The sequence below is a fragment of the Streptomyces yokosukanensis genome (assembly GCF_001514035.1).
Classification (GTDB): domain Bacteria; phylum Actinomycetota; class Actinomycetes; order Streptomycetales; family Streptomycetaceae; genus Streptomyces; species Streptomyces yokosukanensis.
This window is the reverse complement of sequence record NZ_KQ948209.1, coordinates 559,279-572,330: the sequence shown is the minus strand read 5'-3', so window position 1 is coordinate 572,330 and position 13,052 is coordinate 559,279. Positions and strand designations below refer to the sequence as shown.

The 13,052-nt window shown below is 70.0% G+C and carries 10 protein-coding genes and 1 tRNA gene; 3 read left to right on the top strand and 8 right to left on the bottom strand.

All coding sequences use genetic code 11. The annotated features are described in order from the left end of the window. Window positions 1-193: 193 nt before the first annotated feature. Together AQI95_RS12420 and AQI95_RS12415 are read right to left on the bottom strand one after the other, a co-directional pair. Window positions 194-1,366, bottom strand: a complete 1,173-nt coding sequence (locus AQI95_RS12420; RefSeq protein ID WP_067121364.1) for a 4-hydroxybenzoate 3-monooxygenase — start codon at window positions 1,364-1,366, stop codon at window positions 194-196. A 183-nt stretch (window positions 1,367-1,549) separates the two neighbouring features. Further along, window positions 1,550-1,636, bottom strand: a tRNA-Leu gene (locus AQI95_RS12415). Window positions 1,637-2,047: 411 nt separating this feature from the next. Between AQI95_RS12415 and AQI95_RS12410 the strand changes: the two genes are divergently transcribed. Next, window positions 2,048-2,818: an ABC transporter ATP-binding protein gene (locus AQI95_RS12410; RefSeq protein WP_067121362.1), complete on the top strand. Its 771-nt coding sequence runs from the start codon at window positions 2,048-2,050 to the stop codon at window positions 2,816-2,818. Next, entirely contained in the window at window positions 2,818-5,346 is a 2,529-nt protein-coding gene (locus AQI95_RS12405; RefSeq protein ID WP_067121360.1) for an ABC transporter permease, read from the top strand. Before AQI95_RS12410 ends, AQI95_RS12405 begins: the two co-directional genes overlap by 1 nt. A 61-nt stretch (window positions 5,347-5,407) precedes the next feature. Here AQI95_RS12405 and AQI95_RS12400 read toward each other — a convergent pair whose 3' ends face one another. After that, complete coding sequence (locus AQI95_RS12400; RefSeq protein WP_067121358.1) at window positions 5,408-6,700, bottom strand: SAM-dependent methyltransferase; 1,293 nt, start codon at window positions 6,698-6,700, stop codon at window positions 5,408-5,410. Between the two features lie 216 nt (window positions 6,701-6,916). Continuing rightward, window positions 6,917-8,308 (bottom strand): NAD(P)/FAD-dependent oxidoreductase, encoded by a 1,392-nt coding sequence (locus tag AQI95_RS12395; protein WP_079071219.1) that lies wholly within the window; start codon window positions 8,306-8,308, stop codon window positions 6,917-6,919. Window positions 8,309-8,933: 625 nt separating this feature from the next. Here AQI95_RS12395 and AQI95_RS12390 point away from each other — a divergent pair. Next, window positions 8,934-9,146: a hypothetical protein gene (locus tag AQI95_RS12390; RefSeq protein WP_067121354.1), complete on the top strand. Its 213-nt coding sequence runs from the start codon at window positions 8,934-8,936 to the stop codon at window positions 9,144-9,146. 78 nt (window positions 9,147-9,224) lie between these two features. Here AQI95_RS12390 and AQI95_RS12385 read toward each other — a convergent pair whose 3' ends face one another. The 4 genes from AQI95_RS12385 to eno form a co-directional block, all read right to left on the bottom strand. Continuing rightward, window positions 9,225-10,196, bottom strand: coding sequence for a Ppx/GppA phosphatase family protein (locus AQI95_RS12385; protein ID WP_067121352.1), 972 nt, complete (start codon window positions 10,194-10,196; stop codon window positions 9,225-9,227). After that, on the bottom strand, window positions 10,193-10,798 hold the full coding sequence (locus AQI95_RS12380; protein WP_067121350.1) for a DUF501 domain-containing protein: 606 nt from the start codon (window positions 10,796-10,798) through the stop codon (window positions 10,193-10,195). The genes AQI95_RS12385 and AQI95_RS12380 overlap by 4 nt, the downstream gene beginning before the upstream one ends. Before the next feature lie 46 nt (window positions 10,799-10,844). Continuing rightward, on the bottom strand, window positions 10,845-11,321 hold the full coding sequence (locus AQI95_RS12375; protein ID WP_067121348.1) for an FtsB family cell division protein: 477 nt from the start codon (window positions 11,319-11,321) through the stop codon (window positions 10,845-10,847). Window positions 11,322-11,458: 137 nt separating this feature from the next. Then, entirely contained in the window at window positions 11,459-12,745 is a 1,287-nt protein-coding gene (gene eno, locus AQI95_RS12370; protein ID WP_067121346.1) for a phosphopyruvate hydratase, read from the bottom strand. Window positions 12,746-13,052: the final 307 nt, after the last annotated feature.

Genomic DNA, 13,052 nt, shown 5'->3' with positions numbered 1-13,052 from the left:
ATGGCTGCCGTGCACAGCCTTGGCTCAAGAGTAATGGATTGGCAAAGGACCGACCATGATACCTGAGGAGGATCTTTCCCCTGCCGTGCTGGCCAACACGCTACGCGTACCAGTGATTCCCGGCCATGGGTGATCGCGTTCCATGACGAATCCGCTACCCGACCGAGACGTGCGCCCGACCGTGACGCGGAGGTCACTCCAGCGGGAACCCGGTGTAGGCCTCGGCCAGGTCGGCCTCGGCCGCGCGGGAGGAGGCGATCCGTTCCAGCCGGGCCCGCTGGAGGCGGGCGTCGAAAGGAGTGCCGTCCGGGGCCGGATGGAGCATCGTCGTCATGTCGTAGGAGAACCGCTCGGCCTGCCAGACCCGGCGCAGACAGGTCGCGGAGTAGGCGTCGAGGAGGTCGGCGGAGCCGGTCTCCTTCTCGTGGACCAGGGCGCGGGCGAGGGTGACGACGTCACCGACGGCGAGGTTCAGCCCCTTGGCGCCGGTCGGCGGAACGATGTGAGCGGCGTCACCGGCGAGGAACAGACGGCCGTGGCGCATCGGCTCGTGGACGAAGGACCGCATGGGCGTGACCGACTTGTGGGTGAGGGGCCCGCGCTCCAGCCGCCAGCCGTCGGTCTCGAAGCGCCGCTGGAGCTCCGACCAGATCGCGTCGTCGCTCCACTCCTCGGCGTCCGTGCCCGCGGGCACCTGGAGGTAGAGGCGGGAGACCGAGGTGGAGCGCATGGACAGCAGGGCGAAGCCGCGCTCGTGGCGGGCGTAGACGAGTTCGTCGTGCGAGGGCGCGACATCGGCGAGGACGCCGAGCCAGGCGTAGGGGTACGTCCGCTCGAACACGCGCGACAGGGCGGCCGGGAAGGCCCCCCGGGCCACGCCCCGGAAGCCGTCGCAGCCGACCACGTAGTCGCACACGAGGGCGTCCTCGCGGCCCTGGTGCCGGAAGGGGACGCGCGGCCGGTCGCCGCAGGCGCCCTCGACCGCCAGCGCCTCCGCCCCGAACAGCAGCGGCCCGCCCTCCTTCAGCTGAAGGGCGATCAGGTCCTTGCAGACCTCGGTCTGGGCGTACACCATCACCGACCGACCGCCGGTCAGGCCGGGGAAGTCGACGCGGTGGCGGCGGCGGTCGAAGCGCAGCTCGATGCCGTCGTGCCGCAGCCCCTCGCGGTCCATCCGCGCCCCGGCGCCGACGGCGCGCAGCGCGTCCACCGTGCCCTGCTCCAGGATCCCGGCGCGCTGGCGGTGCTCGACGTAGGCGCGGTCGCGGCCCTCCAGGACGACCGAGTCGATGCCGGCGCGGTGCAGCAGCCGCGCGAGCAGCAGTCCGGCCGGTCCCGCTCCGATGATCCCGACGGTGGTGCGCATCGGTTCGTCCCTTCCCGCGGTGTCGCCGCCTCAGACCTCGCGCTCCACCTTGCATGGGGTTCGCCTGGTGAAGTTTCCTTCACTGAATGGTGAGCCGAGTCTGCGGCGGGGTGCATCCGATGTCAATGGGTGAGCACGAAGAGTCAGGAGCTGCGAGGTCCGCCGCCACGGCGAAGGCGCGGTTGGTGCCCGGAGCCGGACTTGAACCGGCACGCCCGCGAAGGGGCAGCGAGGTTTAAGCTCGCCGTGTCTGCATTCCACCATCCGGGCAGGCCATGGGCTCCGCTTCGAGGTTCGAGCCTATCGGGACGCATCCCCCGAACAGCGGAAGGGTGGACCGATGTTGTCTTATTTTATTGACGTCTGAGGGTGCATCAGCCCGCGGAACGGGCCATCCGCACTTGCCAACAGCGTGACGTGGCGTAGATACGCCCGTACGTGGAATGACGGAATTTCACCGTCCGAACGAGGGTGTTCCACCCGTTCTGCACGCCGTTCGAGACCGATTCGACCGCCGCGTTCTCCGGGATCGGTGTCCTCCCCAGGTATGACACGGCAGCCTGCCGTCCGACCGGAGTCGCCCCCCGGAACCGGAACAGCGACTGACTACACGGCGTCCGGGCGCCGGGACGATGGAGTGGTCCCCATGGAAACTCGTCGTCCCGACAGGAGCACCGTCCCGTGACCACCACACCCACCGCCGCCCGAGCCACCGCCGTGGCCGCCCGCGCCACGGAGCTGTCGAAGATCTACGGGCAGGGTGAGACCCGGGTGGTCGCCCTGGACCGGGTCTCCGTCGACTTCCGGCAGGCCGAGTTCACCGCGATCATGGGCCCGTCCGGCTCGGGCAAGTCCACGCTGATGCACTGCGTGGCGGGCCTCGACACCTTCTCCTCCGGGTCCGTGCGCATCGGCGACACCGAGCTGGGCTCCCTGAAGGACAAGCAGCTCACCAAGTTGCGCCGGGACAAGATCGGCTTCATCTTCCAGGCCTTCAACCTGCTGCCGACGCTGACCGCCCTGGAGAACATCACCCTCCCGATGGACATCGCGGGCCGCAAGGCCGACAAGGCGTGGCTGGACCAGGTCATCCAGATGGTCGGCCTGTCCGGGCGGCTCAGCCACCGGCCCGCGCAGCTCTCCGGCGGCCAGCAGCAGCGCGTGGCCGTCGCCCGCGCCCTGGCCTCCAAGCCCGACATCATCTTCGGCGACGAGCCGACCGGAAACCTCGACTCGCGCTCCGGCGCCGAGGTGCTCGGCTTCCTGCGCAACTCGGTGCGCGAACTGGGCCAGACCGTCGTCATGGTGACCCACGACCCGGTCGCCGCGGCCTACGCCGACCGCGTGGTCTTCCTCGCGGACGGCCGGATCGTCGACGAGATCCACGGCCCGACGGCCGACTCCGTCCTCGACCTGATGAAGCAGTTCGACGCGAAGGGCCGGACCAGCTGATGTTCCGCACCGCTCTGCGCAACGTCCTCGCGCACAAGGCCCGGCTCCTGATGACCGTGCTCGCCGTCATGCTCGGCGTGGCGTTCGTGTCCGGGACGCTGGTCTTCACCAACACCATCTCCGACGCCTACCAGCACAGCTCCGCCAAGGGCTTCGACCAGGTCGACGTCGCCGTACGGCCGAAGTTCCAGGACTCCGAGGGCGACAAGGTCGGCAAGACGCCCGATCTGACCCAGGCCATGCTGGACAAGGCCGCGAAGGCCCCCGGCGCCGCCTCCGCGACCGGTGTCGTCAGCGGCTTCACCGCCGTCGCCGACAAGCACGGCAAGCTGGTCGGCGGCGACTGGCAGTCCGCCGGCGGCAACTACTGGGGCACCAAGGACGCCCGGTACCCGCTGATCAGCGGTCATGCCCCGCACGGCACGGGCGAGGTGCTGCTCGACTCCGAGACCGCGAAGCGGGCCGGCTACAAGGTCGGCGACACCGTGCGGCTCTCCGTCGACGGCCCGGTCCTCACCCCGACCGTCGCGGGCATCTTCACCACCGACGACGGCAACGTCGCCGCGGGCGGCAGCCTCGCCCTGTTCGACACGGCCACCGCGCAGAAACTGTTCGGCAAGACGAACGTGTACGACGGGATCGACGTCAAGGCCGCGGCCGGCACCAGCCAGGGCGCGCTGAAGTCCGCGCTGGACAAGGCGCTGCCCTCCCACCTGGTGGAGACCACCACCGGCAAGCAGCTCGCCGACGACCAGGCGAAGGCGATCGCCGCGTCGATGAGCGGACTGAAGCAGACTTTGCTGGTGTTCGCCGGTATCGCGCTGTTCGTCGGCACGTTCATCATCGCCAACACCTTCACCATGCTGGTCGCCCAGCGCACCCGGGAACTGGCCCTGCTGCGCGCGGTCGGCGCCTCGCGCCGCCAGGTCACCCGCTCGGTGCTCATCGAGGCGTTCGCCGTCGGCACGATCGCCGGTGTCACCGGCCTGGTCGCCGGCATCGGCATCGGCGCGGGCCTGCGCGCCGTGCTGGGCTCCTTCGGCGCGAGCGTGCCCGACGGGCCGCTGGTGATCAGCCCCGGCACCGTGGTGGCCGCCCTCGCGGTCGGCATCCTCATCACCATGCTGGCCGCCTGGCTGCCCGGCCGCCGGGCCGCGAAGATCCCGCCGGTGGCGGCGATGAGCAGTGTGCACGCCAAGGCCACCGCCAAGTCGCTGGTCCTGCGCAACACGCTCGGCGCGCTGTTCGCCGCGGCCGGTGTCGCCGTGATCCTCGCGGCCACGTCGATGGACGCGGACGCCGCCCAGGGGCCGATGGGCCTCGGCGCGGTCCTGCTCATCATCGGCGTGTTCATCCTGACCCCGCTGCTGTCCCGGCCGCTGATCGCGGCCGCCGCCCCGGTCCTGCGCGTCTTCGGTATCTCCGGCAAGCTGGCCCGCCAGAACGCGGTGCGCAACCCGCGCCGTACGGCGGCCACCGCCTCCGCGCTGATGATCGGCCTGACTCTGATCACGGGCATGACGGTGATGGCGGGCAGCCTGCAGACGTCCATCGACAAGATGGCCTCCTCCGCGATCCGCGCGGACTACGTCGTCTCGATGGCCAACCGCTCCCCGCTCTCCCCGGACGTGGCCCGGAAGATCGCCGCCACCGACGGCGTCACCGCCAGCAGCCCGCTGCGCAACGCGGTGTCCCGGATCGACGGCAAGACGGAGTTCCTGACCGGCGTCGACGGCTCGTCCATCGCGAAGCTGACCGACCTGAAGGTGGACAACGGCTCCTTCGCGGTGGGCGGCGACCGGGTCGTCGTGGACAAGGACCGGGCCAAGGAGAACGGCTGGACGCCCGGTTCGCGCTTCACCGCGCACTTCGAGGACGGCGGGGCGAAGTCGCTGACGGTCGCCGGTGTCTACGAGGGCAACGACATGATCAACGGGATCATCCTCGACGACAAGGTCATCACGCCGCACCTGAAGGACCCGGCCGACATGCAGGTCATGGTCAAGACGGCGGACGGCGCGTCCAGCGCGACCAAGGACCGGCTGGCGAAGGCCCTCGGCGCCAACCCGGCGATCAAGATCCAGGACAAGCAGGACATCTCCAACGACATCGCGAAGATGTTCACGCTGATGCTGAACATGGTCTACGGCCTGCTCGGCATGGCGGTGATCGTCGCGGTCCTCGGTGTCATCAACACCCTGGCCATGTCGGTCTTCGAGCGCGCCCAGGAGATCGGCATGCTCCGCGCGATCGGCCTGGACCGCAAGGCGATCAAGCGGATGGTCCGTCTGGAGTCCCTGGTGATCTCCCTGTTCGGCGGAGTGCTCGGCATCGGCCTCGGCGTGTTCTTCGGCTGGGCGGCCGGTGAGCTGCTGGGCACGAAGATGCCGACGTACGAACTGGTCCTGCCCTGGGGCCGGATGGCGCTCTTCCTGCTGCTCGCGGGCGTGGTCGGGGTCCTGGCCGCCCTGTGGCCGGCCCGGCGCGCGGCCAAGCTGAACATGCTGGCGGCGATCAAGGCCGAGTGATCTCACGGCCGTACGGCACGCGAGGGCCCCGTTCCGTCACCGGAGCGGGGCCCTCGCCGTGTCAGGTGTTCCAGGTGCGGGTGCGCAGCGGCAGCCCGGACCCGCCGGGCTCCGGGGTGCGGACCGCGAGGACCTGGTTGACGCCGATCCGGTTGCGCTCGAAGGCGAGCGCGGAGGCGGCCATGTACAGCTGCCAGACGCGGGCGCGGCCGGGGCTGGTGAGGCGCACGGCCCGGTCCCAGTCCGCCTCCAGGTTGGTGACCCAGCGGCGCAGGGTGCGGGCGTAGTGCTCGCGGATGGACTCCACGTCCCGCACCTCGAACCCGGCGCGCTCCAGCTGGGTGACGGTGGTCCCCAGGGGTGCGAGTTCGCCGTCCGGGAAGACATAGGCGTCGATGAACTCGTCCACGCGGTACGTCGATTCGTCCTGCTGCGGGCGGCGGGCGATCTGGTGGTTGAGCAGCCGTCCGCCGGGCCTGAGCAGGCCGTGGAGCCGGCGGGCGTACTCCAGATAGCCTTCGGCGCCCACGTGTTCGGCCATGCCGATGGAGGAGATCGCGTCGAAGGGGCCGTCCTTGACGTCCCGGTAGTCCTGGACGCGGATCTCCACCCGGTCGGTCAGCCCCTCGTCGGCGACGCGCTTGCGGGCGTAGGCCGCCTGCTCGTGCGACAGCGTGATCCCGACGACGCTCACGCCGTGCTCGCGGGCCGCGTGGATGGCCATCGAGCCCCAGCCGCAGCCGACGTCCAGGAGTCGCTGACCGGGCGTCAGGCCGAGCTTGGCGCTGATGAGTTCGAGCTTGTCGCGCTGGGCGCTCTCCAGGCTCCCGCCGTCCTCCCAGTAGGCGCACGAGTAGACCATCGACGGCCCGAGGACGATCTCGTAGAAGTCGTTGCCCACGTCGTAGTGGTGGCTGATGGCCTGCTTGTCGGAGCGCCGGGTGTGCAGCCGGTGGCGCGGCCTGCGCACCTCCTCGCGCGGCGGGGCGGGCGGGATCGGCGGCCCCGCGAGCTTCAGCAGCTCACGGACGGCGGACCGTACGGCGGGGTCGCGCAGGCTCTCGACGAGACCGCGGGCGTCGTCCCCGCGCTCCCACACCAGTCCCGCCATCGCGTCCAACGCGGTGTACAGGTCCCCCTCGACGCCCAGGTCGCCGGAGACCCAGGCACGGGCGAGGCCAAGCTCGCCCGGTTTGAACAGCATGCGGCGCAGGGCGCGGCGGTTGCGCACGACGAGCGCGGGCGCGTCCGGTGGCCCGGCCTGCGATCCGTCCCAGGCCCGCAGCCGGACCGGAAGCGGGGCTCCCAGTACCTGTTCGGCAAGACTCCTCAGCCGCGACGCGGCGTCGGCCATGGCGCACACCTCCAAGACGACGATCCCGGATGCCGGTAATCACGTAAACACCGTCGGCTGTCGAGCGCAGTCCCGCAAAGGAGTTACGGCTGGGCAAAATAAGTGCACCGGCCACGCAGATGGTGTCCGGGAACGCAGATGGCGTCCGGGAACGCCGAAGGACCTCCCGCACCACGGATGGCGGGAGGTCCTTCGGAGTGGTTCGGTGACCGGAGGTCAGGAGGCCTTGGCCTTCGCCCCGGCCTTGTCGGCCGCGCTCGCGGCGGCGACCGGCGCCGGCTTGGCCGCCTCGTAGAACTCCTCGCGCGGGTTCTCCATCGCGCCGAGGGAGACGACCTCGCGCTTGAGGAACATGCCGAGCGTCCAGTCGGCGAAGACGCGGATCTTGCGGTTGAAGGTCGGCATCGCCATGCCGTGGTAGCCACGGTGCATGTACCAGGCGAGGCGGCCCTTGAGCTTGATCTTCATCTTGCCCATGACGATCATCGCCACGCCCTTGTGCAGGCCGAGACCGGCGACCGCACCCTTGTTGGCGTGCTCGTACTCCTTCTGCGGGAAGCCCCGCATGCCGGAGACCACGTTGTCGCCGAGGACCTTGGCCTGGCGCAGCGCGTGCTGGGCGTTCGGCGGGCACCAGGCGTTCTCGTTGCCCGCCTTGCGGCCGACGAGGTCCGGGACCTGGGCGTTGTCACCGGCGGCCCAGATGTAGTCCGTGCCCTTGACCTGGAGGGTCGGCTCGCAGTCGACGTGACCGCGCGGGCCGAGCGGCAGACCGAAGCGGGAGAGAGCCGGGTTCGGCTTGACGCCGGCCGTCCACACGATCGTGTTCGCGTCGACCTCGAGGCCGTTCTTCAGCACCACGTGGCCGTCGACGCAGGAGTCCATCGAGGTGGAGAGGTAGATCTCCACGCCACGGCTCTCCAGGTGCTCCTTGCCGTACTGGCCGAGCTTGGGGCCGACCTCGGGCAGGATCTTGTCCGCGGCGTCGACGAGGACGAAGCGCATGTCCTCACGGGACACGTTCTTGTAGTACTTGGCGGCGTCCCGAGCCATGTCCTCGACCTCGCCGATGGTCTCCGCACCCGCGAAGCCACCGCCGATGAAGACGAAGGTGAGCGCCTTGCGGCGGATCTCCTCGTCGGTCGTGGACTCGGCCTTGTCCAGCTGCTCCAGCACGTGGTTGCGCAGGCCGATGGCCTCCTCGACACCCTTCATGCCGATGCCCTGCTCGGCGAGGCCGGGGATCGGGAAGGTGCGGGAGACCGCGCCGAGCGCGATCACCAGGTAGTCGAAGGGCAGTTCGTACGCCTCGCCCACCAGGGGGGCGATGGTGGCGACCTTGCGGTCCTGGTCGATGGTGGTGACCCGACCGGTGAGGACCTCCGCCTTGGGGACCACGCGTCGCAGCGGGACGACGACATGGCGCGGGGAGATGTTGCCGGCGGCGGTTTCGGGGAGGAAGGGCTGGTAGGTCATGTACGACCGGGGGTCGACGACCGTGACGGTCGCCTCGCCGTAGCGCATCTTCTTGAGGATGCGCCGAGCTGCGTACAGGCCTACGTACCCACCGCCTACTACGAGGATCCTGGGACGCTCCGTGGTGCTCATGCCATCGAGTATCCACCCGCCCCTGGAGGGTCGCTCGTGCGCCCCTTCACAAGGTCGTACAGGCCCTGTGCTACACTCCGCGACTCGCGTGACGCAGATCATGACCGCCGAGCGGAACCGCAGCACCCTTTGGACCGTTGTCAATGCCGCGTGAGCTGCCCCTCTGAGCGACGAGCGAGGTCGCGAGCCGCTCGGAACACCCTCGCCGGAACGCGATCCGAAGGTGTCGTACGACCCCCATCTGAACATGTTCAAAGGCCTCTTCGCCCCCCGAAAGGGCCAACGGGGCACCTTCCGTACGCCGACCGGGCCGAAATCCTTGTGAAGAACTTCACGAAGTTTTCCGACGCCACGTCACCGAGGACCCCCGAAGGGCGCCGAAGAGCCCCCGGAGGGTCCCGGGAGAGCCGCTCAAACGTTATCCGACCTGCTCAGCCGACGGCTACCCGCAAGTAACAAAAAGAAGCCGCACCACACCCGCCGGGCGGCCGGCAGCGCCCTGCGACAGGGAAGATCACCCGGCCGGCGCGTTGCGCGCCGCGCTGTTCACCCGGTCAGCCACGCGTCTCACCCGGTCAGCCACACAGCGCGCGATATCGGGCAGGAGCCCCCATAGCGTGCCTGCATGAGCACTTCACAGACGGCCTTCAAGAAGGCCTTTTCGCGAATAGGCGCAGTCAGCGCGGTCCTGGGCATCGCTCTCGCGGCAGGGACGGCGACGGCCGCATCCGCAGCGGCCGTGACGCCCCTCTCCCACCCCAGCCAGGCGGCTGCCCCCGCCGGTGGTCACGGTGACGACGGGGGGTGCGACGGCCTCATCATCCTCCTGTGCAACTGATGGCCGGCCCGCTCGGGCTGGGGCGACGGCCCCGGTTCCTGCCCCTGAGGAACCGGGGCCGCTCCACGTCGTCGCGGCTCAGAAGCCGCTCCTTCCCCATTCCGCTTCTTCCGCCACCTTGAAGGCGATGCCGTCGAGGATGTCGTGCTCGCTCACCACGACCTCCTCGGCGCCGATCCGCTCCATGATCGCGAGCAGCACCAGGGCGCCCGCGCCGATCACGTCGACCCGGCCGGGGTGCATCGAGGGGATCGCGGCACGCTCGGCGTGCGTGGAGCGCAGCAGCCACTCGGTGATCTCGCGGACCCGCTCACGGGAGATCCGGGAGTGGTGGATGCGCGCGGAGTCGTACGCGGGCAGCTCCTGGGCGATGGCCGAGACGGTGGTGACGGACCCGGCGAGCCCCACCAGGGTGCGCGCCTCGCCCAACGGCACCGACTGCTCCGCGAGGTCCAGGGCGGCCTCGATGTCGGCCCTCATCGCGGCGATCTGCTGCTCGGTGGGCGGGTCGGAGACCTTGCCGTCCCGCACCAGGTGACGTTCCGTCATCCGCACACAGCCGACGTCCACCGACCGCGCCGCCCGGACGTGGTCCTCGCCCACGACGAACTCGGTGGAGCCGCCGCCGATGTCCACGACGAGATAGGGCTTGGCGAGGTCGTCCCGGCCCTTCAGCTCCCTGGTCGCACCGGTGAAGGAGAACTCGGCCTCCTGGTCGCCGGTGATGACCTCCGGCTCGACCCCGAGCACGTCCAGCACGCCGCGCACGAACGCGTCGCGGTTCTCGGCGTCGCGGGAGGCGGAGGTGGCCACGAAGCGCAGGCGCTCGGCACCGTGCTCCTTGATGACCTCCGCGTACTCGCGGCAGGCGGCGAAGGTCCGCTGCAGCGCCTCCGGGGCGAGCCGGCCGGTGCGGTCGACCCCCTGGCCGAGCCGCACGATCGTCATCCGGCGGTCCAGGTCGACGAGTTCACCGGTCCCGGGATGCACATCGGCGACCAGCAGCCGGATGGAGTTGGTGCCGCAGTCGACGGCGGCGACGCGGGTCACTTGTCGTCCTCCTCGACGGGCTCGGCGGCGGAAGGGCCCGAGCCGTCCTGCGCCGTCTCCGCCTGCCCCTGCTCGCCGGCCGGCGGCTGGGCCGATGTCACGCACGCCCCCTTGCTCCACCACTGCGGCAGCATGGCGAGCGCCTCGTCGCCGAGCGGGTTCACCCCCGGGCCGGCGGCCAGCGAGTGGGCGACCAGCACATGCAGGCACTTCACCCGGTCCGGCATGCCCCCGGCGCTCGGGAAGCCCGTCAGCACCTCGATCTCGTCCCGGCGCCGGATGTAGTCCTCGTGCGCGGCGCGATACGCGGCGGCCAGCTCGGGATCCGTCTGCAGCCGCTCGGTCATCTCCTTCATCACGCCGTTCGCCTCCAGCGTGCCGATGGCGGAGGACGCCTTCGGGCAGGTGAGGTAGTACAGCGTCGGGAAGGGCGTACCGTCGGGCAGCCGCGGCGCGGTCTCCACGACGTCCGGCTGACCGCAGGGGCAGCGGTGCGCGATGGCCCGCAGGCCCCGCGGCGGACGGCCGAGCTGCTGCTTGAAGGCCTCGACGTCCGCGTCGGTGGGCTCGGTGCGCAAAGTGGGCGGCGGGGGCGTTTCCATGACTGCTTTCAGGATGGCTTTCTGCTCGTTGCCGGCGAAGGGCCGGTCACTGGTCGGAGGCGTCGGACTTGTCGACCCCGTCCCAGATGTTCGCGTACCAGGGCCGCTGGGCGGCCCGGAGGTCGGCGCGGGACTGCTTGACCGTGCCCGGGTCGACGACGATGTACCCGGTCTCGCCGGGCATCACATAGTGCAGCCGGAGCCGGATCTGCTGCTCGGCGTAGGAGTCGTCCTGCCAGCGCGCCTTGAGGTCGCGCAGCTGCTCGACCCGCTTGCGGGCCTGCTCCTGCTGCCGCTGCAGATCGGAGATCTGCGCGCGCTGGGAGACGTACTGCCGCATCGGATAGGCAAGCGCGACGATCATCGAGCACAGCACCAGAGCGAGCAGCGCCGCCCGGCCGGTGAGCCGGGAACGGCGGGCCTGCCGCTTGGTCTGCGAGCGGTAGACCCGGGCCGCCGTCTGCTCGCCGAGCAGCCGCAGCCTGGTCGCGGTGGAGAAACGGTCGCGGTCCTTCACGCCCATCTGGCTCTCCGCCTCCCCTTTCACACGTGCGTACGTCCCCGGACACGGTACGGGACCGGGTACGGGGACGTACGTACGACTGGCTAGGCCTTACCTCTTTGCGGCTCAGCCCTTGTGCGGCTCGGGCCTTTTACGGCTCAGCCCTTGAAGCGCGGGAACGCGCTGCGCCCGGCGTACACCGCGGCGTCGTCGAGGATCTCCTCGATGCGCAGCAGCTGGTTGTACTTGGCGACACGCTCGGAGCGGGCCGGGGCGCCGGTCTTGATCTGGCCGCAGTTGGTGGCGACGGCCAGGTCGGCGATGGTGACGTCCTCGGTCTCGCCGGAGCGGTGGGACATCATGCACTTGAAGCCGCTGCGCTGGGCCAGCTCGACGGCGTCCAGGGTCTCGGTCAGCGAGCCGATCTGGTTGACCTTGACCAGCAGGGCGTTGGCGGTGCCCTCCTCGATGCCGCGGGCCAGACGCTCCGGGTTGGTGACGAACAGGTCGTCGCCGACCAGCTGGACCTTGTCGCCGAGACGGTCGGTGATGACCTTCCAGCCGGCCCAGTCGTCCTCGAACAGCGGGTCCTCGATGGAGACGAGCGGGTAGGCCGCCACCAGCTCCTCGTAGTACTCCGTCATCTCGGCGGCGGAGCGCTCCTTGCCCTCGAAGAGGTACTTGCCGTCCTTGTAGAACTCGGAGGCGGCCACGTCGAGCGCGAGGGCGATCTGCTGGCCGGGGGCGTAGCCGGCCTCCTTGATGGCCTCGAGGATGAGGTCGAGGGCCTCGCGGTTGGAGCCGAGGTTCGGCGCGAAGCCGCCCTCGTCGCCGAGGCCGGTGGACAGGCCCTTGTTCTTCAGGACCTTCTTCAGCGTGTGGTAGACCTCGGTGCCCCAGCGCAGGGCCTCGGAGAAGGACTCCGCGCCGATCGGGGCGATCATGAACTCCTGGATGTCCACGTTGGAGTCCGCGTGCGAGCCGCCGTTGAGGATGTTCATCATCGGCACCGGCAGCAGGTGCGCGTTCGGACCGCCCAGGTAGCGGAAGAGCGGGAGGTCGGAGGCCTCGGAGGCGGCGTGGGCGACGGCGAGGGAGACGCCGAGGATGGCGTTGGCGCCGAGGGAGCCCTTGTTGTCGGTGGCGTCCAGGTCGAACATGGCCTGGTCGATCAGGCGCTGCTCGGTGGCGTCGTAGCCGACCAGCTCCGGGCCGATCTGCTCGATGACGGCGAGGACGGCCTTCTCGACACCCTTGCCCTGGTAGCGGTTCGGGTCACCGTCGCGCAGCTCGATGGCCTCGAAGGCACCGGTCGAGGCGCCGGACGGAACGGCGGCACGACCCGTGCTGCCGTCGTCGAGGCCGACCTCGACCTCGACCGTGGGGTTGCCTCGGGAGTCCAGGATTTCCCGGGCTACGACGACGTCGATGGACGGCACGAGCATCTCCTTCTTGGATGTGACGCTGGTAGTGCGGGGCGGTGTGCCTGACGGCTGCGCCTTGCGACTAGAGCCTAACCGTCTCCGGGGGATCAGCCACCGACCGACCGCCCCATGAACGGGGAGGGACACGCAGACGGTACTCATTGTTCACCAGCGAAACAAAGAGGGCCGGGGGTGAAGAGCAGGAAAACAGCACGGCGGAACGAAAGACCCCGCCCCGGCGCGTACGGGGGAACACGCGCCGGGGCGGGGAGTCCGTGGGGACGGGGGTGGCCCTCACGAGGCCCTCAGTGTGCGGGCCGGGGATGTG